General features: G+C 37.9%; 23 protein-coding genes. 20 read left to right on the top strand and 3 right to left on the bottom strand.

Going from position 1 to position 24,018, the window contains the following annotated elements; genetic code table 11:
* Positions 1-162: 162 nt before the first annotated feature.
* Both rsmD and coaD read left to right on the top strand, forming a co-directional pair.
* Complete coding sequence (gene rsmD / locus QNH20_RS08845) at positions 163-723, top strand: 16S rRNA (guanine(966)-N(2))-methyltransferase RsmD (RefSeq protein ID WP_283922522.1); 561 nt, start codon at positions 163-165, stop codon at positions 721-723.
* A gap of 12 nt (positions 724-735) precedes the next feature.
* Positions 736-1,218: a pantetheine-phosphate adenylyltransferase gene (coaD, locus tag QNH20_RS08850; RefSeq protein WP_283922523.1), complete on the top strand. Its 483-nt coding sequence runs from the start codon at positions 736-738 to the stop codon at positions 1,216-1,218.
* A gap of 17 nt (positions 1,219-1,235) precedes the next feature.
* Here coaD and ylbJ read toward each other — a convergent pair whose 3' ends face one another.
* Entirely contained in the window at positions 1,236-2,450 is a 1,215-nt protein-coding gene (ylbJ, locus tag QNH20_RS08855; RefSeq protein ID WP_283922524.1) for a sporulation integral membrane protein YlbJ, read from the bottom strand.
* A gap of 390 nt (positions 2,451-2,840) precedes the next feature.
* Here ylbJ and QNH20_RS08860 point away from each other — a divergent pair, with 390 nt between their 5' ends.
* Positions 2,841-3,626, top strand: a complete 786-nt coding sequence (locus QNH20_RS08860; protein ID WP_283922525.1) for a patatin-like phospholipase family protein — start codon at positions 2,841-2,843, stop codon at positions 3,624-3,626.
* 2 nt (positions 3,627-3,628) lie between these two features.
* Entirely contained in the window at positions 3,629-4,648 is a 1,020-nt protein-coding gene (locus QNH20_RS08865) for a SepM family pheromone-processing serine protease (protein WP_283922526.1), read from the top strand.
* 120 nt (positions 4,649-4,768) lie between these two features.
* Here QNH20_RS08865 and QNH20_RS08870 read toward each other — a convergent pair whose 3' ends face one another.
* Positions 4,769-5,983, bottom strand: a complete 1,215-nt coding sequence (locus tag QNH20_RS08870) for a nucleotidyltransferase (RefSeq protein ID WP_283922527.1) — start codon at positions 5,981-5,983, stop codon at positions 4,769-4,771.
* 240 nt (positions 5,984-6,223) lie between these two features.
* Between QNH20_RS08870 and QNH20_RS08875 the strand changes: the two genes are divergently transcribed.
* The 4 genes from QNH20_RS08875 (at position 6,224) to QNH20_RS08890 (ending at position 8,794) form a co-directional block, all read left to right on the top strand.
* Positions 6,224-6,751, top strand: coding sequence for a YceD family protein (locus QNH20_RS08875; RefSeq protein ID WP_283922528.1), 528 nt, complete (start codon positions 6,224-6,226; stop codon positions 6,749-6,751).
* Between the two features lie 83 nt (positions 6,752-6,834).
* Positions 6,835-7,008: a 50S ribosomal protein L32 gene (rpmF, locus tag QNH20_RS08880; protein WP_024029176.1), complete on the top strand. Its 174-nt coding sequence runs from the start codon at positions 6,835-6,837 to the stop codon at positions 7,006-7,008.
* Positions 7,009-7,133: 125 nt separating this feature from the next.
* Entirely contained in the window at positions 7,134-7,907 is a 774-nt protein-coding gene (locus QNH20_RS08885; protein WP_283922529.1) for an enoyl-CoA hydratase/isomerase family protein, read from the top strand.
* Positions 7,908-8,164: 257 nt separating this feature from the next.
* The gene (locus tag QNH20_RS08890) at positions 8,165-8,794 is read left to right on the top strand and encodes an RsfA family transcriptional regulator (RefSeq protein WP_283922530.1); all 630 of its coding nucleotides are present in this window, start codon (positions 8,165-8,167) and stop codon (positions 8,792-8,794) included.
* 33 nt (positions 8,795-8,827) lie between these two features.
* On the opposite strand, the gene QNH20_RS08895 is transcribed toward QNH20_RS08890, so the two are convergent.
* A complete protein-coding gene (locus QNH20_RS08895; protein ID WP_283922531.1) occupies positions 8,828-9,301 on the bottom strand; it encodes an N-acetyltransferase in 474 nt (157 codons plus the stop codon).
* A 237-nt stretch (positions 9,302-9,538) separates the two neighbouring features.
* Here QNH20_RS08895 and QNH20_RS08900 point away from each other — a divergent pair, with 237 nt between their 5' ends.
* The 12 genes from QNH20_RS08900 to QNH20_RS08955 all read left to right on the top strand — a co-directional run bounded on the left by QNH20_RS08900 (position 9,539) and on the right by QNH20_RS08955 (position 24,018).
* Positions 9,539-10,876 carry an acetyl-CoA carboxylase biotin carboxylase subunit gene (locus QNH20_RS08900; RefSeq protein WP_283922532.1) on the top strand — a complete coding sequence of 446 codons (1,338 nt, stop codon included), beginning with the start codon at positions 9,539-9,541 and terminating at the stop codon, positions 10,874-10,876.
* A gap of 13 nt (positions 10,877-10,889) precedes the next feature.
* Complete coding sequence (locus QNH20_RS08905; RefSeq protein WP_283922533.1) at positions 10,890-11,102, top strand: acetyl-CoA carboxylase biotin carboxyl carrier protein subunit; 213 nt, start codon at positions 10,890-10,892, stop codon at positions 11,100-11,102.
* Positions 11,103-11,127: 25 nt separating this feature from the next.
* A complete protein-coding gene (locus QNH20_RS08910) occupies positions 11,128-12,669 on the top strand; it encodes an acyl-CoA carboxylase subunit beta (protein WP_283922534.1) in 1,542 nt (513 codons plus the stop codon).
* 240 nt (positions 12,670-12,909) lie between these two features.
* Positions 12,910-13,812 (top strand): 2-dehydropantoate 2-reductase, encoded by a 903-nt coding sequence (locus QNH20_RS08915; RefSeq protein ID WP_283922535.1) that lies wholly within the window; start codon positions 12,910-12,912, stop codon positions 13,810-13,812.
* Positions 13,809-14,204: a DUF3397 domain-containing protein gene (locus QNH20_RS08920; protein WP_283922536.1), complete on the top strand. Its 396-nt coding sequence runs from the start codon at positions 13,809-13,811 to the stop codon at positions 14,202-14,204. The genes QNH20_RS08915 and QNH20_RS08920 overlap by 4 nt, the downstream gene beginning before the upstream one ends.
* Positions 14,205-14,291: 87 nt before the next feature.
* Entirely contained in the window at positions 14,292-15,926 is a 1,635-nt protein-coding gene (gene bshC, locus QNH20_RS08925) for a bacillithiol biosynthesis cysteine-adding enzyme BshC (RefSeq protein WP_283922537.1), read from the top strand.
* Positions 15,927-16,243: 317 nt separating this feature from the next.
* Positions 16,244-16,675 (top strand): division/cell wall cluster transcriptional repressor MraZ, encoded by a 432-nt coding sequence (gene mraZ / locus QNH20_RS08930; protein WP_283922538.1) that lies wholly within the window; start codon positions 16,244-16,246, stop codon positions 16,673-16,675.
* Between the two features lie 62 nt (positions 16,676-16,737).
* Complete coding sequence (rsmH, locus tag QNH20_RS08935) at positions 16,738-17,670, top strand: 16S rRNA (cytosine(1402)-N(4))-methyltransferase RsmH (RefSeq protein ID WP_283922539.1); 933 nt, start codon at positions 16,738-16,740, stop codon at positions 17,668-17,670.
* 62 nt (positions 17,671-17,732) lie between these two features.
* A complete protein-coding gene (gene ftsL / locus QNH20_RS08940) occupies positions 17,733-18,092 on the top strand; it encodes a cell division protein FtsL (RefSeq protein ID WP_283922540.1) in 360 nt (119 codons plus the stop codon).
* On the top strand, positions 18,089-20,314 hold the full coding sequence (locus QNH20_RS08945) for a penicillin-binding protein (protein ID WP_283922541.1): 2,226 nt from the start codon (positions 18,089-18,091) through the stop codon (positions 20,312-20,314). The genes ftsL and QNH20_RS08945 overlap by 4 nt, the downstream gene beginning before the upstream one ends.
* Before the next feature lie 130 nt (positions 20,315-20,444).
* A complete protein-coding gene (locus QNH20_RS08950) occupies positions 20,445-22,364 on the top strand; it encodes a stage V sporulation protein D (protein WP_283922542.1) in 1,920 nt (639 codons plus the stop codon).
* Between the two features lie 193 nt (positions 22,365-22,557).
* Positions 22,558-24,018: a UDP-N-acetylmuramoyl-L-alanyl-D-glutamate--2,6-diaminopimelate ligase gene (locus tag QNH20_RS08955; RefSeq protein WP_283922543.1), complete on the top strand. Its 1,461-nt coding sequence runs from the start codon at positions 22,558-22,560 to the stop codon at positions 24,016-24,018.

Below are 24,018 nucleotides of genomic sequence, written 5' to 3' on the forward strand. Positions count from 1 at the left end.
AAAGCTTATACGTCTATTTTATAATTTTTCCATATTAACGGCATTTTACTGAACTTTGTTAAATAGAAGAAAAGATATTCCTAACAGATTGTCTACTTTAAATAATTTATGATAGGATGTATTAAGAAAAAATACTTCCAACAAAAATGTGGTGATATGTCCGTGAGAGTGGTTTCAGGTATTTGTAAGGGGAGACCTCTTAAAGCTGTTCCAGGAAATACGACTCGTCCGACGACGGATAAAGTTAAGGAAGCTTTGTTTAATATTATTGGCCCTTATTTTGAAGGGGGAATAGGCTTGGATCTTTTTGCAGGCAGTGGCGGATTAGGCTTGGAAGCACTTAGCAGAGGGTTGGAGAAGGTCATTTTTATAGACCGGGAGCCAAAGGCTATCCAAGTGATTCATGAAAATATTAAAGCCTGCAAATTTGAGGAGAATACTGAGGTTTATCGTAATGATGCAGATAGAGCGTTAAGGGCACTAATGAAAAGAGAAATCTGTTTTGATTACATATTTTTAGACCCGCCCTACAAAAAACAACAGCTTGTAAGTTTAATGGAAAAAATGGATAAGAAAGACATTGTAAAATCTGATGGTATTGTTGTTTGTGAACATAGCTTTGATGTTGAATTACCTGAAAAGGTAGGGAGATTTACAGAAATTAAACATGAACAGTATGGGATGATTGCTGTAACAATATATTCAAGAAATAGTGGAGAATAAGGAGGAGTTAATTTGGCTGGAATAGCCGTTTGTCCAGGGAGCTTTGATCCAATTACATATGGCCATTTAGATATCATTAGAAGAGGTGCCAAAGTATTTGATATGGTCTATGTGAGCGTTATGAACAATTCTACGAAGAATCCTTTATTCAGCGTCGAGGAGCGAATTAATCTTATTGAAGCTGTAACAAAAGATCTTCCAAATGTAAAGGTAGATGAACATTCAGGTTTACTTGTTGATTACGCTAAAGCTGTCAATGCGAGTGCCATCATACGTGGCTTACGAGCAGTTTCAGACTTTGAGTATGAAATGCAAATTACCTCGATGAACAGGGTATTAAATGAAGATATCGAAACCTTTTTTATTATGACAAATAGCCAATATTCCTTTTTAAGCTCAAGTATTGTGAAAGAAGTTGCTAAGTATAACGGGGATATTTCAACACTGGTTCCACCTATTGTTGAAAAAGAATTACACAAAAAGTTTAAGCGATGAAAGAGCTAGGCAATTGCCTAGCTCTTTTTTAACCGAGTAAACAATATAATGATGTAAACGAACAGTGAGAAAATAGTAATGAGCGGTCCTACTTCAATCATTCGATGGTAAAAATGATTTGCCCATGAACCCTCTTCAAAAAAACCAACTGGCAATGCATTTGAAGGCTGCTCTTTACTATTAAAGTGTACATAAATGGGGTTCCACAGAATTAATGCAAAAAGGCTGGCGAAAAAACCGTGAACAATTCTTGCAATAAAGAAGGGCTGAAATCTAATATCTGTTTGTGCTAAGATACTGGCCACCTGTGCTTGGACACTAAAACCGCTAAAAGCTAGGATAAAACTTGTTATCATTGCTTTTTGTAAAAGAGTGGCGTCTTGAACCTGACTGGTTAATTGGCTGCCTAAAGTGATTTCAAATAATCCAGAAATAAATGGAATACTTAAAATTCCAGGAATTGATAAGGCTGAAAGCAGCACTTCAACTGATTTAGCCAATGTCGCAGTAATATGTAAATGATACAGCAATTTGTTAATCACCGAGAATAAAATAATGAAGCCACCAACCATTAGCAGGGTTTGAATCGATGAATTAACAGCATCTCCTAAGAGTTTTCCGATTGGCCGATTGTCTCTTAGTCTTGTTTGATGTAAGGCAGATAAGGCTGCTTTAATTTTGAATTTTTTTCTTTTTTCACTGGCATCGTCAGGTGATTCATTTCCATAAAAACGCATAATAATGCCTACACAAATATTCCCTAAATAATGGGCAAGTGCGAGGATTACCCCTAATTGAGCATTATAGAAAAAGCCTACTGATACTGCACCAAAGATAAACAGTGGATTAGAGGAATTAGTAAAAGAAACGAGCCTTTCTGCCTCGATTTGTGTTAATTGGCCTTCTTGGCGTAATCTTGCAGTAAATTTGGCCCCTGCCGGGAAACCTGAGGCCATGCCCATTGCCCAAACAAACCCCCCCACACCTGGAACTTTAAAAAGTGGTCTCATAAGAGGTTCTAACAGAACGCCAATGAACTTGACAACCCCAAAACCTATCAACATTTCAGAGACAATAAAAAAAGGTAACAAAGAAGGAAAAACTATTTCCCACCACATATTAAGGCCGCGGATTGACGCTTCAAATGATTCTTGTGGAAAGGAAATAAGCGAAGCTGCCAAAATCGTGACGGAAACGGATAATAAAATTGTTTTTAACTTTGACCGAAACAATGAAGGGACCTCCTTCCAAGCGAATTTCTCAAATTGTGCAAATCAATATTATCAATGCTAAAATAGAGATTATGCCAATAGGGATTTTCATTTATTATTGTCTAGCTGCAGCGTTCAGGGGCTCTTTGGTCTAAGCCAATCATTTAAGGAAGGTAGTGGAAACCTTCAATAAGTGCTCGTCTTATGCTTGGCTACATAAAGCAATGCTTTATGTACGCATTAAGGTCGACTAAGCACTTATCAGTGCTAAGTCACCCTATATCATCCCTGGGCAATGTGCTTCCGCTTTTCTACTTGTCCTCATATAACACAAATATACTCATAGAACGTTAATTTAGACCATAAGATTGAACGAGATTTTTATTCATTGATAATAGGAGGTCAGCTAATATGGAGCACCCAAAAATAGGCTTGGCCCTTGGTTCAGGTGGTGCACGCGGGTTTGCTCATTTAGGAGTCATAATGGCATTGACAGAAGCGGGAATTCCGATTCATCTGATTGCAGGCAGCAGTATGGGGGCGCTTGTAGCAAGTTTTTATGGGGCAGGTATCGAATTGGATCGGTTATATAAATTATCAACCGCTTTTAAAAGGAAATACTTTTTGGATTTTACTGTCCCAAAAATGGGTCTGATTTCAGGAAAGAAAATTAAAAATTTCATCAAGGTTTTTACCCATGGGAAAAACATTGAGGATCTATCACTGCCGATTAGCATCGTGGCAACTGATTTAATGACAGGTGAAAAAGTTATTTTTCAAAAAGGACCTGTTGCTGAAGCTGTACGTGCAAGCATCTCAATTCCCGGAATTTTTGTACCGGAAAAATATAATGGAAGAATTTTAGTAGATGGCGGGGTAACAGATCGTGTTCCCGTTTCGGTTGCCAAAGAAATGGGTGCGGATATTGTCATTGCAGTTGATGTTTCAAGAGTGAAACGGAACGCTGAAATAACCACCATTTACGATGTCATAATGCAGAGTATTGACATTATGCAAACCGAAATCATCAACAACAGGGAAACATCTGCTGATGTTATGATCCGGCCCTCTGTTGAAATGTTTAGCTCACGAGCATTTACACATCATGAAGAGATTATCAATATCGGGAAGGAAGAAACAAAAAATCATTTACAGCAAATTGTAACCGTTATTGAACAGTGGAAGGGGAAACATTAGCGATGCGCAAAAAAATTTATATAGGATCCTTAATATTGATAACTTTTATTCTAATTGGCGGAATGTATTATTCCTTGCCATACTATGTATCAAAACCGGGAATGGCAAAAGAACTTGGACCAATCATAACGGTTGAAGACGGCTATAAGGATGAAGGAAATTTTATGCTTACAACAGTTAGAATGGGAAGAGCTAATATCTATTCCTATTTGGAAGCAAAGCTCCGAAAATATGAAGAAATTTATCCTTTGGAAAAGATATTATACAAAAAGGAAACAGAGGAAGAGTATAATGCAAGACAGCTTCACCTGATGGAAGGCTCAAAACTAAATGCAATAGAGGTTGCCTACCGTAAAGCAGGCTTGCCTGTAGATTATAAATATAAAGGCATCTATGTTGTCCAGGTTGTTCCAGGAATGCCTGCAGAAGGAAAACTTCAACCAGGTGACCGAATTTTTAAAGTAGATGGGCATCAGTTCCCATCATCGGAAAAATTTATTGAATATGTTGGCAAAAAACACGCTGGAGACGATATCACATTAACTTATTTAAGAAATAAAAAAACAAACACAGTTACCTTAAGTCTTAAGCCGTTTAAAGAGGATTCCACAAAAATTGGTATTGGAATTTCACTAGTAGACGATAAGGAAATTATTGTTGATCCAAAGGTAAAGGTTAAGACGGATGAAATTGGCGGTCCATCTGCTGGATTTATGTTCTCTTTGGAAATTTATAACCAGTTAACGAGTGAAGATTTAACGAAAGGATACCAAATAGCCGGTACAGGCACAATTGACGAGGAAGGGAATGTTGGTCCAATCGGCGGGATTGAACAAAAAATTGTCGCAGCTGACAAGGCTGGTGCAGAAATCTTTTTAGCTCCAAATGAAAAAGGGGCAAAGAATTCAAACTATCAGGATGCATTAAAAACTGCCCGCGATATTCATACAAAAATGAAAATCATTCCAATCGATACATTCGATGAAGCAGTGCAATATTTAGAAAAGCTGCCAGAAAAGTAAAGAAAACTCGCCGATAGGCAAGGCGTTAAGCTAAGACAGAGCGTAGTTGCAGTTATGCCTGATAGGAAATCTCGCTTTCCTATTGGGTAAAAAAAGATGGTGCGTTTCGCATCATCTTTTTTAGTCTATAAATATGGGTGGCTGTTTAAATTCCTGTCTGATCATTTCATTTTTTACTTGATTAGGTAGACCAAGGGAATAAACACGTGCAGCTTTTACATCAAGGAGAATTTCATGATCCTTATAAGAGGAAAGCTTAGAAACGACGGGAAGGCTAAAATCCTTTTTCCTCTTATTTAAATATTCTTTTCCTCTGCTGGTCATTCCTAGAAGTCTTATATAAGAAGCATTTTCCGAGTGGTTTGTCATTTCTATTTTTTTTGTATTTGTTAAAATATGAACGCACAATCGTTGCAGTCTCGTCCATGTATACCGTTTGGTTTTCACTTTTTGCAGGAAATCATGAAAGCTGCCTGCCTCCAAAGCCGCTGACAGTAATCTGTTCTCGAGTCCTTCTTCCACCTCATAGATTTCTCTTAACTCGTCAGGAAGGCAATGAAGAAGACGAAATTGCAGAAAGCTCCAATAATTTTCCCATTGGTGAAAAACTTGATAATGGTAAAGATATTCTTTTAACAACTGCTTGGTTGGTCCAGTTACATATTGGTCAATTTCCTTTTCTTCGTTATTGTTTGAGAAAATGGCTTTTCGGATACTCGTTGCACTCGCAATTGTTTCAGATGCAAAATGTTCATCGTGGTAGTCGGCATTTTTTCTCGGCACCGTCAATGGTCTAATCGTACTCTTTTGCCTGTTAACTGCTTTTATGTATTCTAACCCAAGAATGTTATTCGGTTTCGCTAAATCCAAATATTTTTCTGAATCTGACAATTGCTGAAAAGCAAGGGATACAGCTTTTGGATAACTGACACCCGTATCTATGAATTGATGAATATTTTCCTCAAATGGTTGTTTCTGCTCTTTTAAGAACTGGATTGTTTGATAAAAATCAGTAATATCTCCGCTTTCACTTCCGAAGCAAACCGATTCGCAGCAGGCGGCATCTAGAATTGACACGGCCCCATTTGCAAAGGTTTCCGCCTTCTGTACAGCGAAGCGGTAGGGAAGTTCAAAGACGAGATCGACTCCATTTAGTAGCGCCATTTTGGTGCGGTACCATTTAGAAACAAGTGCAGGTTCCCCTCTCTGCAAAAAATTTCCGCTCATGACAGCAATGACAACATCAGCATGTGCAGCTTCCTTCGAAGCTTTTAAATGGAAGGCATGCCCATTGTGAAAAGGGTTATATTCGACAATTACGCCAACAGCATTCATTTACAATCTCCTTATTAAAAATTTACTAACATTATAGCAAAATTTTAAGGAAATCAATCAAATATTATGATAAGATGTTGTAGATGTTTGTAAAAGGCTTAACTGGATACACTATAATGGAAATACTTTTCAAAGTGAATTCTAGTTAGTAAAATATCACCTGACGAGGTGTAAAGAAAAAACATTGACAAAAATATTTTCGAAGGCTATAATTACCTTTGTTGCCTTGGGGTGATTCAATTGAAATGGACATTAAGTCAATTACAAAAATATCGAAACAAGGATTTTATGATTGATGAGACGATTCGTGTGGATGAGATTAAACAAGACGATCCCACTATCAGAGAAGTTTCACCGATGCATATAACAGGTCGGGGAGATATTGATTCAACAAAAGTGACTTTCCATTTAACAATCGAAGGTCATTTAATCCTTCCTTGTTCTCGTACTTTAGTGGATGTAAAACTTCCAATTAATGTCGAAACAACTGAAACTTTCCTCTTACAAGGTTCAGTTTATGAAACTGAGGAGGAAGCATATCAAGTAAAAGGCGATGTGATTGATGTAATGCCAATCATTCGAGAGATTCTTTTACTTGAGGTTCCAATGCAAGTATTTTGCGAGGATGTCAAGTCTGAAGAAGCTGCCCCTCAATCTGGCAAGGATTGGGAAGTTATTCATGAAGAAGATCAATCGAAAAAGATTGATCCGAGACTAGCAGGACTTGCAAAGTTTTTTGACGAAAACAAATCTTCTTCCGAATCATAATCGGCAAATCTAAGAAGCAAAGTGAAGAACCAGCATTCCTGGCCTTCATTACTTTCTTAATACTCTTTAAGGAGGTGGGAAGAATGGCTGTACCTTTTAGAAGAACTTCTAAAACTGCAAAAAGAAAGCGTCGTACTCATTTTAAATTAAACGTACCTGGTATGGTAAGTTGCCCAAACTGTGGTGAAATGAAACTTGCTCACCGCGTATGTAAAGCTTGCGGAACATACAAAGGAAAAGACGTTGTTAACGACTAATTTCCGTTAGGATAGAAAGCACAAGGGTGGCTTAGCCCTTGTGCTTTTGTCGTTTCTATACATACTTATTGTCCATGGAAAGTCCCTAACTATTGAAAAAAATTGATATGAAAGGACGAGATAAAATGTCATACACCATCGAAAAAAGAGAGAAGGGCTATTTATTATTTTCGATAAACAGAAGCGAAAAAAGAAATGCCATTAATTATGAAGTGATGAAAGGGCTAAGAGAGGCAGTAAAAAGGGCTGCTGACTCAGATATTAAGGCACTTGTAATTACCGGGGAGGGTTCCCAAGCCTTTTGTTCTGGAGGGGATTTATCCGTTTTCCACCTTCTTCATACTAAAGAGGAAGCCTATTCTATGCTTTCGACGATGGCTAATATTCTTTATTCGTTGCTTACCTTACCGATTCCGACCATTGCTCTCATAAACGGAACAGTCGTTGGGGGCGGTTGTGAACTTGCGGCTGCCTGTGATTTTCGTTTGGCGCGAAAAGGGATAAAAGCAGGGTTTATTCAGGGAAAGCAGGCAATCACCACGGGTTGGGGCGGTGGTTCCATCCTAGCAGAAAAACTACCAGCAGAGAGTACGATGAAGCTTTTGATGGAGGCAGAGTTACAAACAGCCGAAGAATTAAAAAAAGTTGGATTTTTCAATGTCCTCTTTGAAAATGATCCCCTTGAGGTATGTGAGACATTCATTGAAAAGATGGTAACTACTGATATAAGTGTTCTAAGTTCCTATAAAAGAGTGTGGACTAGAAAGTGGGAGGAAACCAAGCTGCGCGAAAGAATAGAGGAAGAGGTTAAAAATTGCTCGTTGCTTTGGGAAAGTGATGCCCATCATGAATATGTAAATTCTTTTATAAGGAAAAGTGGCGAAACACCGCAAAAATAGATCGGTAAGTTCCTTCGGTGTCGAAAATATACAATTTTCACTTGGAATTAAGAGAAGCTCAAGCTTCCTACACTCCCTTTATTTTGTTAGATTGGTTCTTTAAATGAATACCAGCTCTATCGTCAATGGAGGTGACGTTGTTTCACAAGTTTTGTGAGGAAAAAACTGTGAATAAAGATTAAAAGACAACTCTTGTTTAAGTCTATCTTTTCTAGTAGATGCATATGTATTATAAAAACACTAGGAGGGATGAATTGATGTCACCAACCAGACAAGATGCATGGTCCCAAGATGAAGATTTGTTGCTTGCTGAAGTTGTATTGAGGCATATCCGTGAAGGCGGAACACAATTGCAGGCATTTGAGGAGGTTGGAAAACAGCTTTCGAGAACTTCAGCAGCCTGTGGTTTCCGGTGGAACTCATATGTACGTAAGCAATATACGTCAGGAATAGAGCTTGCTAAGAAGCAACGTAAGGATTTAAAGAGACTAGACGATCCAGCTGAGAGGGAGCCTATTCAAGAGACGGCTCAAGTGGCCGCTGTACAGTCGTCACCCGGTTGTGAACAAGGCATTACCATCACATTTCCAGCAGTAATACATTTTTTAGAAGGAATCCAGAAGCAAGTAGAAGTCTCATCTAGTTTTGAAGAAGACAGGATGAAAACCTCTGAAAAAATTAAAGAATTGGAAAAGAAGGCTTACTATTTGGCGGCTGAGAATGAAAGACTGACAAAAAATTTAAAGGCCATAGAAGAAGATTACCGTTCTTTAATTGAAATAATGGAAAGAGCTCGAAAAATGGTCGTTCTTCAAGATGAGGACAGACAACAAAAAGTAAAATTTCAAATGGATAAAAACGGCAATCTAGAAAGAGTGGAAAAATAGGAAAAAAGCGGACACTTTTGTCCGCTTTTTAAATTATTGTTGTTGTGGTTCTACACCATCTGGATACCAGACAAGTGGGTTTTCTCCACGGTCACGCTCCATATCGTAATCAACATTGGTAAACCCCAAGTATTCCCAAAAATTTCTTGATTGTACTCTTGGGTTTGTCTTAATTGGAAGTCCAAAGCTTTTAGCAAATTCTACAAGAGCTTTACCAAAGCCCTTACCTTGATATCCTGGCAGTACTTCGAGCTTCCATAATTCTAAATAGTTTTGTGGTGGATAGAAATAGCGATCAAATTTAGCGTCAATTTGATATAAACTCATTCGTGCTACTAGTTTGTCCCCGAAATATATACCGTAAAAAGGTGAATCACCATCATTGTCAATCATATTTGCTTCAAGGTCTTCAAGCATGGATAGCTCTTGAATCCCATATTCTTTAAATTTTTTAAATTCTTCTAGGGTTTTAAAATTTACTTTTAATTTTTCCACTTTTACCACCATAGTTAAACCTCCTAAAAAAATAATAAACTAATAATCTTGGTGTAATCATTTAGTCTTGATAACACACAATGTAATAATATTTGAATTATTCAAATGAATTACTATCATTATATAACAAAAGTACAAAAAATTCTTCAAATAACTTCAGGAAGCGTTTTCAAAATTTGCAGGAAATTCGGAGAATGATGTAGAAACTTAATAGTGATGGAACAAAAGGGATATGAAAGGGGATAAAAAGTGCAAAAAATTTTAATTGCCAATCGAGGAGAAATTGCCCTGCGGATTATTAGAACCTGTCATGAGATGGGGATCGAAACGATTGCTATTTATTCCGAAGCAGATAAAGAAATGCCTTTTGTAAAAGCTGCTACTAATGCTGTTTGCGTAGGAGAACCGCCAGTTAACAAATCCTATTTACAAAGTGATAAAATTTTGGAAATCGCAAAAAGTGAAAGAGTGGATGCCATCCACCCAGGATATGGCTTTTTATCTGAAAATGCCGCATTTGCCAAAAAGGTAATTAATGAAGGAATAATTTTTATCGGACCGAAGCCTGAAACAATTGAGTTAATGGGAGATAAAATTGTTTCACGCCAAACAATGGAGAAGGCCGGTGTTCCAGTTGTCCCTGGAAGTGGAGATGGTTTAAAGACTATTGAGGAGGCTATGGTTCATGCTGAGTCCATCGGGTACCCTGTCATGCTTAAAGCAAGTGGCGGAGGCGGGGGAATTGGAATGGTGCTTTGTGAAACTGAGCAAGCGCTCGTTAATTCTTATGAGTCAACTAAATCGAGAGCGATGGCCTATTTTGGTTCAGATGAAGTTTTTATTGAAAAATATATTGCCGATAGCCGACATGTTGAAGTTCAAGTGTTTGGAGATCACACTGGAAACATCGTCCACTTGTTTGAACGGGATTGTTCTATTCAAAGGAGGCATCAAAAGGTAATTGAAGAATCACCATCACCTTTTCTGTCTGAAAAAGTCCGGCAAAAAATGTTTGAAACAGCAGTAAAAGCTGCTCATGCTGTTGAATATTCGAACGCAGGTACGATTGAATTTATTGTCGATGAAAATGAAAACTTTTATTTTCTTGAAATGAACACACGACTCCAAGTGGAGCACCCTGTAACAGAAATGATTGCAGGGCTTGATTTAGTCAAATGGCAAATTCTCGTGGCTCAAGGTGAGAAATTACCTTTGTCACAATCTGAGATTGTCTCTTCAGGTAACGCCATCGAATTTCGTCTTTATGCTGAAGACCCTGTCCGCTTTTTACCATCACCGGGAAAAATCACTACCCTTAATTGGAGTCAAAAAGAGGGAGTGAGAATTGATTCAGGGTATGAAGAGGGCGGAACGGTGACACCATTTTATGATCCGATGATTGCCAAATGTATTTTTTATGGTCAGACAAGGAAAGAAACATTAATGGCTGCAGAAAACTTTTTTAAAGAGATAAAAATTGAAGGAATTAAAACAAATGCACCGCTATTCTTAAATGTTTTAGCAAATGATGACTTCCAAAATGGGGAGTATACAACAAATTTCTTAACAAAAAAACTAGTGAAATAAGGAGAAGGATAACATGAAAGAAATCACCGCATCAATGGCAGGAACAGTATTAAATATTTTTGCAGAACCGGGAGACCAAGTAAACCTTGGGCAGGAAGTTTTAATGTTAGAATCAATGAAAATGGAAATTCCAATCGAAAGTGGAACCGAGGGTGTTGTCCATAAAGTAAATGTCAGCATCGGAGATTTTGTAAATGAAGGCGATGTCTTGATCATTCTAGAATAGGATTTCATATACGAGGGGGAGCATTATGGCGACAACTAATACCTTAAATGACCAATTGAATGAAAATAGGAAAAGAATTGAAGCTGGCGGTCATCCAAAATATCATGAAAAACTAAAAGAACAAAAAAAACTGTTTGTTCGTGATCGGTTAACGTTATTATTTGATGAGGGAAAATATGAAGAGGATGGAAAATTCGCCAATTTCCAAGCTGGTGATCTCCCTGCAGATGGTGTAGTTACTGCTATCGGTAAAATTAATGGGCAGGCTGTATGTGTCATGGCTAATGATTCGACGATTAAAGCTGGTTCTTGGGGTGCGCGTACAGTTGAAAAAATTATTCGTATTCAAGAAACGGCTGAAAAATTAAAGGTTCCATTATTCTATCTTGTCGATTCTGCTGGTGCAAGAATCACTGACCAAATAGAGATGTTTCCAAATCGCAGAGGAGCAGGGAAAATCTTTTATAACCAAGTGAAGCTATCTGGGATGATTCCGCAAGTTTGTATTTTGTTTGGACCTTCAGCTGCTGGTGGTGCATACATTCCGGCATTTTGCGATATTGTCATTATGGTCGATCAAAATGCATCTATGTATTTAGGCTCACCACGAATGGCAGAAAAGGTAATCGGTGAAAAGGTAACACTTGAGGAAATGGGCGGTGCTCGTATGCACTGTACGATAAGCGGCTGCGGTGATGTTCTGGCTTACAGTGAGGAAGAAGCAATTGAATCAGCCAAAAAATATATTAGCTATTTTCCTGCGAGCTTTAAAGAAAAAACAAAGATGTTAAATGGAGTGGCAGCAAAAGAAGGCCGTGATCTGGAAGCGATTATTCCGGAAAACCAAAATGCACCATTTGATATGGTTGAGTGTATTGAACGTCTAGTTGATAATGGTAGTTTTTATGAAATAAAAAAATTGTTTGCACCCGAATTAATAACTGGATTAGCCAGAATTGATGGGAGAGCTGTCGGTATTATTGCCAATCAGCCGAAAGTAAAAGGCGGAGTTTTATTTGTTGATTCTGCGGATAAAGCAGCAAAATTCATCCAGCTTTGCGATGCCTTCCATCTTCCATTATTGTTCCTTGCAGACGTTCCTGGTTTTATGATTGGAACAAAAGTAGAACGGGCCGGAATTATTCGTCATGGTGCAAAATTGATTGCGGCTATGAGCTCAGCAACCGTACCGAAAATATCGGTAATTGTTAGAAAAGCTTATGGTGCTGGCCTTTATGCGATGGCGGGTCCTGCGTTTGAACCTGATTGCTGTATTGCTTTGCCAACTGCCCAAATTGCTGTAATGGGTCCGGAAGCAGCAGTAAACGCTGTTTACTCTAATAAGATTAATGAAATTGACGATCCAAAAGAAAAAATTGCTTATGTACAAGCAAAGCATAAAGAATATAAAGAGCATATCGACATATATAAGCTGGCGTCAGAGCTCATTGTCGATGAAATAGTGGCCCCTTCCGAATTAAGAGATGTGCTTATCCAGCGCTTTGCATACTACGAAAAAAAAGAATTAACATTTAGTGTCCGGAAACATCCAGTGTATCCAGTCTAAAAATCATCCCCTTTTCGATCTTTGTCGAAAAGGGTGTTTTTTTAAAATCACACTAACAAATTAAAGACAGCATTTGATAAAATAACTGATATAGATAGGAAAGCGTAAGCGCCTTGATCAGCCCCGACAGGGATAAGACGAACCGCGAGGAGGCAGTTTTCTAAGCCACCACAGCGGGGCGGCTTATGACCCGAGGGGCTAGGCGCTGGAGCTGGAATACGACTTAAATGAGGGGTTATTATGAAGGTTGGAATTATCGGAGCAGGGTCGATTGGGCTATTATTTGCTGCCTACATTAGCAGGGTATCTGATGTAGTCATCTATACAAGAACACAGGAGCAGGCTGTTGAGATAAACAAAAATGGAATCTTACTGCGAAAAGGGCCAGAAGAAAGTATAGCCTTAGTCAAAGCCCTGCCAATTTCGGAATGGCAAGGAACAGAAGAGTTAACGATTATAGCAGTTAAACAATATCAGCTTCCAGCAATTATTGAGAAACTAAATCATCTATCGGTCATTCCTGAGTGCTTATTATTTTTACAAAATGGGATGGGGCATTTAAAGCTGTTTAAAGGTATGAAGGCAAACAATCTATATGTAGGGTCTGTTGAACACGGTGCCTTGAAGGAAAATTCATTTACTGTTAGCCATAATGGCGAAGGGGTAACAAATGTCGCAGCTTTTCAAGGTGAAACAGCATCATTGCAATATTTGGCAGAGGCTTTTGTCTTAGATTTCCCTATTGTTTTTCAAAAGGATTTTTACGATATGCTCATGAAAAAATTGATTGTTAATGCAGTTATTAATCCATTGACCGCTATCCTTTACGTGAAAAATGGAGAATTGATTGAAAATCGGTTCTATTTTAAAGTCGTAAAAAATCTCTTTGCAGAAATTTCGTTTATTTTAAATCTAGAATATCCGGATGAATATTTACAGCTGGTTGTTGATATTTGTAAAAAAACAGCCAGCAATCGATCGTCGATGTTAAAAGATATTGAAGCGAATAGGTTGACGGAGGTTGATGCAATCTTAGGGTTTTTACTTGAAGAAGCAAAAAGACAGGATAAGGAAGCTCTACAAATAGAAAGTATTTATTACTTGATAAAAGGAAAAGAATCACATCAGGAGGAAGTTTTATGAGTACCTTTCTCTCTGCAATCTTAACTGTATTTTTTACATTGCCTTTTCTAGGTTCTATTCTTGTCTTTCTCATTATAAAATTAATTACTAAAAAATTCCGTAAATCGCTCCATAAGGCAGTGGATTATACAACCCTTTTATATATTATTTCTGTTCATTTTTTAATCGTTACCATATGGGGAAAATCGTTTTTTTGGTTAATAATACTAATAATGATTTTCATTGCCATGGTGTTTGTATTTGTTCATTGGAAGGTAAAAGAAGAAATAGTGTTAAAAAAGGTAGTCAAAGGGTTTTGGCGCTTTAATTTTATCGTATTTTTTCTAGCTTATATGACCTTAACTTTGTACGGAATTATACATGGTGCTTTAAGTTTTACCTTTTCAACATAAGTTTTGAAGCAAAGATTTTTTCATTATCAGTGGGTAGTGGTATACTCTAAAAGAATGAATCTGGGTAATTAGAAAGGAAGTACATGAATGGAGATTTTAAATCTCTCACTACCAGCAACCAATCGGTTTGCATCGAATTATTTGGAACAATCTGCTGCTATCCAGCCTTTTTTTCATTATCAGTTTAATGATTTACACGAAGATACGAAAAGAATAGCTGAATTAACCAACAGACCGTTTCCCCGCATGGAGGTTGCTGCACATATTGAGGGCTTTATGGAGCAATATACATCTTCAGAAGCTGTAAAGAAGTCGATAAATAAACTGAAAAAAAATAATAGCCTTGTGGTTATTGGTGGTCAACAGGCAGGGATCCTGACAGGACCCCTTTATTCTATACATAAAGTCATTTCAATTATAAAATTAGCGGAACAAAAAGAAAGACAGCTGGGGGTTCCTGTAATACCTGTTTTTTGGATTGCTGGAGAGGACCACGATTACCAAGAAGTGAATCACGTGTATGTACCTGTTAAACATAGGATAGATAAATGGACCTATCCGGAAAAAGTTCACCAAAAGAAAATGGTTTCCGATATTCAGTTGAACAAAGATATTTGTCTGTCATGGGTAGAGAATTTAATTAAGAATTTTGGAGAAACAGAATTTACGAATAATCTTTTAGAATTTGCTGAAGCTATTATTTCAAAGTCAACAACTTTTGTTGATTTCTTTGCTAACATAATAATGGAACTTTTCAAGGATTATGGGCTTTTAATTGTAGATTCTGGGAACAGGGATTTCCGCAAGCTACAAAAAGAATTTTTCAAAGAGCAGATTGTTCACCATGATGCCATAACCTTCTCGTTATTAGAACAACAAAAGCAAATAGAGCAAGAGGGTTTTCCAATTACCATTGAAGCAAGTGAGAAAGCAGCAAATCTTTTCTATTATGATCAAAGGGTAAATGAACGAATTTTGTTAGAATATAATTGTGAAATCGGTCGTTTCGTGGGAAAAAGTGGTGCCATTGCCTTTACTAAAGAAGAATTATTGGAGTTAGTCGATGATAACCCTGCAAAATTAAGTAATAATGTGGTGACAAGGCCCCTCATGCAGGAATGGCTTTTCCCAACAATTGCCTTTATTGCAGGACCAGGTGAAATTTCCTACTGGGCAGAGCTTAAGCTTGTATTTGAGCATTTTAATATAAAAATGCCGCCCATTGTCCCGCGCTTAAATATTACATTCTTAGATCGTTCAATTGAAACGGATGTTTCGGAATTAAATTTAAATCTCACAGATGTTTTGAGCAATGGAACGGAGAAAGAAAGAGAAAAATTTTTAGCCGCCATTAAAGATAAAGAATTAGCAGAGTTATTTTCAAATACAATTGAACAGTTATTAAAGCAGTATGAGCTTATTGAGGCTAAAGCAGAACAACTTGACAGTGCTCTCTTGCCAATGCTGAGGAAAAATGAAAAATATTTACTTAAAGAGATTGGATTTATGCAATCGAAACTAGAAGAAGCAGTAAAGTTGAAACACGATGTTCTGTTAAAAAAATATTCTCGTGTGGATCTTGCTTTACGGCCTGATGGTTTTCCTCAAGAAAGAGTTTGGAATGTATTTTATTATTTAAATCAATTTGGTTTGACCTTTATGAATAAATTAATGGCGGGAACTTATGAATTTGATGGCCGCCATAAAGTTTTGAAAGTATAAAAAACTTCACCTCGATGTGGAGTTTTTTTTTGCGCCGAAAAAGCGAATCACTTTCACCAGTCGGATTGAGAATATACATTTTACGATACGATTTTAGTGAAGTTTAGGATCTACTCGCTTCGCCCATATTATGTTGGTGTACTGCTCATTATAAATTTTTTTTACAAGGGTTAAAGATTGAGATTCATGCTTGATTTTTTCCAAAAAATTCAATGTTAAAAAAGGATTTTAAAGAAATTAGGGCGAATAGTTAAGAAATAGGTGGTGAAAAGTGGGGGAATGTGGTACATTTTTTATAGAAAGTGGGGGTAACGGGTATGTTCATGGGTGAATACCATCACAGCATCGATAATAAAGGCCGCCTAATTGTGCCTTCCAAATTCCGTGATGAACTTGGCGACATGTTTATTATTACACGTGGATTGGATCAATGTTTGTTTGGGTACCCAGTATCAGAATGGGGTCTTATTGAAGAGAAGCTAAAAGGCCTGCCACTGACCAAAAAAGATGCCCGTGCTTTTACCAGATTCTTCTTTTCTGGAGCAACAGAAAGTGAACTTGATAAGCAAGGAAGAATTAATGTTCCTTCACCACTATTGCAATATGCAAAATTGGAAAAAGAATGCGTAATTTTAGGTGTTTCCAATCGAATTGAAATTTGGAGTAAACAGATATGGGAGGACTATTTTACTCAGTCTGAAGATTCTTTTGCGGAAATTGCAGAAAATATGATTGGCTTTGATATATAATGGATAAGTTATATTAATATATTTTCTGTAATAAATGTTCGATTGGAAAAGGTGGTACAAACATGTTTGAACATACAACTGTATTATTAAATGAAGCTGTTGAAGGATTAAATATTAAGTCCAATGGTATTTACGTCGATTGTACCCTGGGCGGTGCGGGACATAGTTCCCTTATTCTTACAAAACTTGGTGCAGGTGGTAAACTGTATGCATTTGACCAGGACGAAACAGCGATTGCTAATGCGAAAGAAAAATTATCCGAATTCGGAGATCGATTAGTTATTATTAAAAGCAATTTCTTGCATTTAAAGGAAGAACTTGAAAAGCGTGGGATTTATAAAGTGGATGGTGTTCTTTATGACTTGGGTGTATCCTCACCACAGCTGGATACTCCTGAAAGAGGCTTCAGCTACCATTATGATGCACCGCTGGACATGAGAATGGACAATGAAGCGGACATTTCTGCTTATGATGTCATTAATCATTGGGCATATGAAGACTTAGTCCGGATCTTTTTTCGCTATGGAGAGGAGAAATTCTCTAAACAAGTAGCAAGAAAAATAGAAGCTGCGAGAGCAGTAAAACCAGTTGAAACAACAGCTGAACTCGTTGAGTTAATTAAAGAAGCTATTCCTGCACCCGCTAGAAGAAAGGGTGGACATCCCGCCAAACGAATTTTTCAAGCCGTCAGAATTGCCGTTAATGATGAATTAGCTGTATTTGAACAATCATTGGAGCAAGCAATTGACTTGTTAAATCCAATGGGGAGAATAAGTGTCATCACTTTCCATTCTCTAGAGGACAGAATTTGTAAGGCTACCTTTAAGAAAGCAAGTGAGACCCCTAATTTACCCCCAGGTTTACCAATCATTCCAGATGAGTATAAGCCCATTTTAAAGCTGGTCTCTCGTAAACCCATTCTTCCGTCTGAAGAAGAAGTAGAACAAAACAATCGTGCGCGATCTGCAAAGCTTCGCATTGCAGAAAAACTATAAGAAAAGCTCCAGCCCTAAAGTGCTGGAGCTGAACAAGAAAAAACAATCTGGAGGGGAAACGGTTGAGTAATCTTGCCAGGAAATATTTAGAACAGCAACAAACAGAACAAAAAGTCCAAAACAAAAGTCAAGTGAAAATTAAAAAATCGTGGCTCACTCCAGGGGAAAAAATAATTGGAATCGTATTTACTGGTTTCGTATGTTTTGGAGCAATACATCTTATTTCTAATCAATCAAAAATATATGAAGTAAACAAGGACATACAAAGAGTTGAAGCAAAGGTTAATGAACAACAAAAGGTAAATAGAGACTTACAGGTCCAAGTTAGCGAATTAAGTTCATACGAACGAATTTTTAAAAAGGCTAAGGAAATGGGTCTTTTTATTAACGAAAATGACGTCAAGGTTGTGCAGAAGAGATGAACAAAAAACAGCCATATATGAATGTGGGAGCAGCGATATTGTTTGTGATATTCGGTCTGCTCTTTTTTGTCTTGATATGCAGGTATTTTTCGATTCAGATTACGGGAGAAGTCAGTGGGCAGCCACTTGCAGCGAAGGCCCAGCAAAAATATAGCAGGGAAGGGACTCTTCAAGCGACAAGAGGTGTCATCTTTGATCGGAAAGGTGAGGTAATTGCTGAGGATACAGCATCCTATAAACTTATTGCGATTTTGGACAAAAAGATGACAACGAATCCTAAAAAACCGCAGCATGTTAAAGATCCCCGGAAAACTGCACAAGAACTCGCTAAGTACATTAAAATGGATGAATCAGAGATTTATAGTATTTTAACTAACGGGATTAAGAAGGGCAAGTTCCAGGTTGAATTTGGCAAAGCGGGAAAAGATATAACGTATGACGTAAAGAAAAAAATAGAATCCTTAGAACTTCCGGGGATTACATTTTCCCGTGATACGAAACGCTTCTATCCAAATGGAATCTTTGCTTCTCATTTAGTTGGTTATGCAGAGCAAATTAAACAAAAGGATGGAACCTATAAATCTGTAGGAAAAATGGGGATCGAGAAATCTTTAAATGAAGAATTAACAGGAAAAAATGGCAAGATTAATTATGAGAGCGATTTGTGGGGCTATATCCTTCCTGATGGAAAGGAAAAAATTACTCCGGCACAAAATGGAAATAATGTTTATTTGACAATTGACCAAAAGATCCAAACCTTTTTGGAAGACGCAATGGATAATGTAGCGAAGCAATATAAACCGAAAAAAATTATCGGAGTTGTTGCTGACCCGAAAACAGGGGAAATCCTGGCAATGGGTCAGCGCCCGTCGTTCCAGCCGAAAACCAAAGAAGGAATTGATAAAAGCTGGCATAATGAAGCGATTGAAACATCGTTTGAACCAGGATCAACGATGAAAATTTTCACTCTTGCCGCTGCTATAGAAGAAAAAGTATTTGACCCAAATGAATTCTATCAATCCGGGTCCTATAAGGTTACAGATAAATCTCAAGTTATCCATGATCATAATGGATCTGGTTGGGGACCGATTACTTATCTTGAAGGAGTTCAACGCTCTTCGAATGTAGCGTTCGCTAAAATTGCCAACGAAAAATTAGGTTTTGATACATTCAGAGAATATTTAACAAAGTTTGGTTTTGATAAACCGACGGGGATCGAACTTCCGGATGAAACTTCAGGGAAAATTCAATTTACTTATCCGATTGAAAAAGTCACTACTGCCTATGGACAGGGAACAGCAATTACGCCAATTCAACAAATTCAAGCGGCTACAGCAATCGCTAATGATGGGAAAATGTTAAAGCCGCAAGTAGTTAAAGAGATTGTTAATCATGATACAGGTGAAACGATAAAGAAAGTATCTCCAGAAGTGGTGTCAACTCCGATATCGGCAGAAACTGCTAAACAAGTGCGTGACATTCTGGAAACGGTTGTCACCTCGCCTAAAGGTACTGGAGGACGTTACAAGATTGATGGTTATAGTGTAGCGGGTAAGACAGGTACTGCTAATATCCCTGGACCTAATGGAAAATATTTGTCAGGGGTTAATAATTATATGTTCTCCTTCTTAGGGATGGCGCCAAAGGACGATCCTAAATTAATCGTTTATGTTGCAGTTCAGCAGCCTGAGCTTGAAGGTAGTGATGCAGGTCAAGGAGCTATTCCTGTCTCAGCAATTTTTAATCCTGTGATGAAAAATAGTCTGCATTATTTAAATATCCAGCCATCCGAGCTTGAAAAAGCTGAGGTAAACAAACTATCAAATCTTAAGGGACAAGCGACAGAGGAAGCTGTCAAGAATCTAAAAGAAAAGGGTTTTGAAACTGTCGTGCTCGGCAGCGGATCAAAAGTTGTTGGGCAGCTTCCAAAGGCCGGGACAACCGTTTTGGAGGGTGAGAAGGTAATAATTCAAACAGATGGTGAACTTACTGCTCCAGATATGACAGGTTGGTCACTTCGAGATGTAATGAAAATAGCTAATATTGCTGGATTAAAATTAAATTCTAAAGGAAAAGGCTATGTAACTCAGCAAAGTATTCCACCAAACTCCATTTTACACAGTGGTGATTTCCTTATTGTCGATTTAAAAACCCCTGAAGAACAATGGAGTAATGAATCTGGACAAACCGAGGAAGATAAAGAAGAAAAGGTGCAAGATTAATTGTTGATCCCGCTTTTTAAGCGGGATTTTTGCTATATTGGCCTAGTTACTCCGTTCTATTTGAAAAAGTACAAGCATATAAATGAACGATAATCTAGTGAATGTGTGAAAAAGGAGGATTTTTCATTGTATGCGTGTTTCTAATGTAACTGTCCGTAAACGGCTAATGATTGCACTATTCGTTGGAATTCTAACCTTCTTAATTATTGATGTTCGGCTCGGATACGTCCAATTCATCTTAGGTGATATACTGACCGACCGTGCAAAGGGATTGTGGAGCCGGAATATCCCTTTTGAACCTGAACGTGGACAAATTGTAGACCGTAATGGAATACCATTAGCAACAAATATCAGTGCTCCGACAGTTTATGTGATTCCAAGGCAAATTAAGGATCCGGCAACAACTGCGGAGAAGCTGGCAGCCGTGCTAGATATGCCAAAAGAAAAAGCATATCGAGACATTACGAAAAGCGCATCGTCTGTTCGAATAAAAGAAGGCAGGAAAATTTCTCATGAAAAGGCAAAAGAAATAAGGGCGCTTGATCTTGATGGGGTTTATATTGGTGAAGATTCCAAAAGGCACTATCCAAATCAGAGTTATCTTTCCCATGTCCTTGGTTTTACAGGGGTTGATAACCAAGGTTTGATGGGACTCGAGAAGTATTATGATAAAGAGTTAAGTGGCGAACGTGGGGCTGTCAAATTTTACGCCAATGCAAAAGGGCAAAGGATGAATAACATGGCAGATGATTATGAACATCCTGTAAACGGCCTTGATTTGAAACTAACCATTGATTCAAAAATACAAACTATTATCGAGAGGGAACTGGATATTGCTGAGGCAAAATATAATCCAGATGGTATTGTTGCGATTGCAATGAATCCCAATAATGGCGAAATATTAGGGATGTCGAGCAGGCCTACCTTTGATCCGGCAAATTTCCGTAATGTTTCGCAAGAGGTATATAACCGAAACCTTCCAGTATGGTCCACATATGAACCAGGTTCGACATTTAAAATTATTACTCTTGCTGCTGCGTTGAATGAAGGAAAAGTTAACTTGGAAAATGACCACTTTCATGATCCGGGTTCAGTTCAAGTGGCTGGTGCAAGGCTAAAATGTTGGAAAAGAGGCGGTCATGGGAGCCAATCCTTTTTGGAAGTTGTACAAAACTCCTGTAACCCGGGGTTTGTGGAATTAGGTGAGCGTTTAGGAAAAGAAAAACTTTTTAAATATATTAAGGATTTTGGATTTGGCCAGAAGACAGGAATTGATTTGCAAGGGGAAGGTACAGGGATATTATTTAATATGAACCGTGTTGGACCTGTTGAACAAGCAACAACAGCTTTTGGACAGGGGGTATCAGTCACACCAATTCAACAGGTAACGGCGGTGTCTGCTGCCATTAATGGCGGGATTCTTTATAAGCCTTTTATCGCAAAAGAGTTAATTGACCCGGTTACAAAAGAAATTGTGATGCGAAATTCTCCTGAAGAAAAAAGACGAGTTATTACTGAGGAAACATCGAAGGAAATTCGCCATGCACTTGAGAGTGTTGTTGCCCAAGGAACAGGTGGCAAGGCGTTTATTGAAGGGTATCGTGTTGGTGGTAAAACTGGAACAGCACAAAAAGCCCAAAACGGAAGATATTTGGAAAATAATTTTATTGTTTCCTTTATTGGTTTCGCACCTGCCGATGATCCGCAGATAGTTGTTTATGTTGCTGTAGATAATCCGAAAGGTGTTCGAGCATTTGGGGGGACGATTAGCGCACCAATTGTTGGTAATATCATGAAGGACGGATTAAGTGCAATGGGGGTAGAGCCTCGAAAAGATCAAATTGAAAAGGAGATAAAATACCCTGATACTCCATTACTAAAACTCCCTGATTTTGTTGGACTAACAAAAAGTGAACTTATGGAACAGCTTATTAATTTAAGAGTCGATAGTAGTGGAGAAGGCGATGTTGTTGTAAGACAATCTCCTAAACCTGGTACAAAGGTAAAGGAAGGCTCAAAAATAAGACTTTACTTTGGAAAAGGAGATTAACATTAAGTAGACAAAAAGAACCGAAAGGGCGGCCGGAATGTTTTTCCGCCGCCTAAAATTTTATTTAACCTATATAACTAAATAGCAAAATAAAATAATTTAATGTAAAATAAGATGGAACTTTCGTAAGAAGTTATTTTTAGGTGAAAACTGGTAAATGGATATGTAAGGTAATGAGAGGATTTGAGAGAAAATGAAGCTACAAAAGCTGCTTGAGTATTTGCATCCGATCCATCCTTTTATGGGAGAAGATCCGGAAATTACATCAATTGAAAACGATAATCGGAAGGTGAAAAAAGGGAGCTTATTTATTTGTATTAAAGGTTACACAGTTGACGGTCATGATTTTGCAGCGTCCGCTGTTACCAATGGCGCTGTGGCAATACTTGCTGAGCGTCCGTTAGACCTTGATGTACCAGTTATCGTTGTTACCGATACAACAAGAGCAATGGCAGTACTCGCGAATGCTTTTTACGGGCAGCCCACAAAAAAGCTGCATTTAATCGGCATCACAGGAACGAATGGAAAAACAACAACCAGTCATTTGATTGAAAAAATATTTACTGATGCAGGAAAAAAAACAGGTTTGATTGGCACTATGTACACAAAAATTGCTGATGAGACATTTGAAACGAAAAACACAACTCCAGAAAGCCTGACACTTCAAAAAACATTTAAACAAATGGTTGATGCCGGCGTCAGTTTAGCCGTAATGGAGGTTTCTTCGCATGCCCTTGATTTAGGAAGGGTTCATGGATGTGAATATAATGTGGCAGTTTTCACAAACCTGACGCAGGACCATCTGGATTACCATAAAACAATGGAGGAATATAAACGTTCCAAGAGCTTGTTGTTTGCCCAGCTAGGCAATAGCTATGACTATAATAACCCAAAATTTGCAGTCTTAAATGCAGATGACCCAGCCTCAGAAATGTACAGGAGGTCAACGGCTGCACATGTGATTACATATGGAATTGATCAAAAGGCGGATCTTCAGGCAAAAAATATTCAAATGACTCCGAGAGGCACTAATTTTGATCTCATTATTGATAGTGACATCTATCCAATTCAAATGCAGTTAATTGGTAAATTTAGTGTTTATAATGTCTTAGCAAGTATCTCTGCTGCAATAGTATCAGGTATTGGGATTAAGGATGCGATTCATTCTATCGAAGATGTTGAAGGGGTTGCAGGAAGGTTCGAACTTGTTAATACAGATCAGGATTTTACAGTGATTGTTGATTATGCACACACACCAGATAGTTTGGAAAATGTATTAAAGACGATTCAACATTTTGCGAAGAAAAGGGTTTTCGTTATTGTCGGCTGCGGTGGAGATCGTGACCGAACGAAACGGCCATTGATGGCGCAAATTGCTTGCAGGATGGCAACTGATCCGATTTTTACTTCAGATAATCCAAGAAGTGAAGATCCATTAGCAATATTGAAGGAAATGGAAGCAGGTGTACAAGGTGAAACATATCAAGTCATACCTGATCGTAAAGAAGCTATTTATACGGCTGTCAATCAGGCAGCAGCTGGTGATGTTATTTTAATCGCTGGTAAAGGACATGAAACCTATCAAACTATAGGTAACGTTGTTCATGACTTTGATGACCGGCTTGTTGCTAGGGAAGCAATTGAGGGGAGATAG

This window comes from Neobacillus sp. WH10 (assembly GCF_030123405.1).
Taxonomy (GTDB): domain Bacteria; phylum Bacillota; class Bacilli; order Bacillales; family Cytobacillaceae; genus Neobacillus.

Excerpts from the sequence above, each read along its gene's own strand:
- bshC (WP_283922537.1), top strand. The coding sequence starts at position 14,292 with ATGGAGATTTTAAATCTCTCACTACCAGCAACCAATCGGTTTGCATCG.
- QNH20_RS08945 (WP_283922541.1), top strand. The coding sequence starts at position 18,089 with ATGAACAAAAAACAGCCATATATGAATGTGGGAGCAGCGATATTGTTT.
- QNH20_RS08920 (WP_283922536.1), top strand. The coding sequence starts at position 13,809 with ATGAGTACCTTTCTCTCTGCAATCTTAACTGTATTTTTTACATTGCCT.
- QNH20_RS08915 (WP_283922535.1), top strand. The coding sequence starts at position 12,910 with ATGAAGGTTGGAATTATCGGAGCAGGGTCGATTGGGCTATTATTTGCT.
- mraZ (WP_283922538.1), top strand. The coding sequence starts at position 16,244 with ATGTTCATGGGTGAATACCATCACAGCATCGATAATAAAGGCCGCCTA.
- QNH20_RS08870 (WP_283922527.1), bottom strand. The coding sequence starts at position 5,983 with ATGAATGCTGTTGGCGTAATTGTCGAATATAACCCTTTTCACAATGGG.
- rsmH (WP_283922539.1), top strand. The coding sequence starts at position 16,738 with ATGTTTGAACATACAACTGTATTATTAAATGAAGCTGTTGAAGGATTA.
- QNH20_RS08955 (WP_283922543.1), top strand. The coding sequence starts at position 22,558 with ATGAAGCTACAAAAGCTGCTTGAGTATTTGCATCCGATCCATCCTTTT.
- QNH20_RS08865 (WP_283922526.1), top strand. The coding sequence starts at position 3,629 with ATGCGCAAAAAAATTTATATAGGATCCTTAATATTGATAACTTTTATT.
- rpmF (WP_024029176.1), top strand. The coding sequence starts at position 6,835 with ATGGCTGTACCTTTTAGAAGAACTTCTAAAACTGCAAAAAGAAAGCGT.
- QNH20_RS08905 (WP_283922533.1), top strand. The coding sequence starts at position 10,890 with ATGAAAGAAATCACCGCATCAATGGCAGGAACAGTATTAAATATTTTT.
- QNH20_RS08895 (WP_283922531.1), bottom strand. The coding sequence starts at position 9,301 with ATGGTGGTAAAAGTGGAAAAATTAAAAGTAAATTTTAAAACCCTAGAA.
- QNH20_RS08950 (WP_283922542.1), top strand. The coding sequence starts at position 20,445 with ATGCGTGTTTCTAATGTAACTGTCCGTAAACGGCTAATGATTGCACTA.
- QNH20_RS08860 (WP_283922525.1), top strand. The coding sequence starts at position 2,841 with ATGGAGCACCCAAAAATAGGCTTGGCCCTTGGTTCAGGTGGTGCACGC.
- QNH20_RS08890 (WP_283922530.1), top strand. The coding sequence starts at position 8,165 with ATGTCACCAACCAGACAAGATGCATGGTCCCAAGATGAAGATTTGTTG.
- QNH20_RS08885 (WP_283922529.1), top strand. The coding sequence starts at position 7,134 with ATGTCATACACCATCGAAAAAAGAGAGAAGGGCTATTTATTATTTTCG.
- QNH20_RS08910 (WP_283922534.1), top strand. The coding sequence starts at position 11,128 with ATGGCGACAACTAATACCTTAAATGACCAATTGAATGAAAATAGGAAA.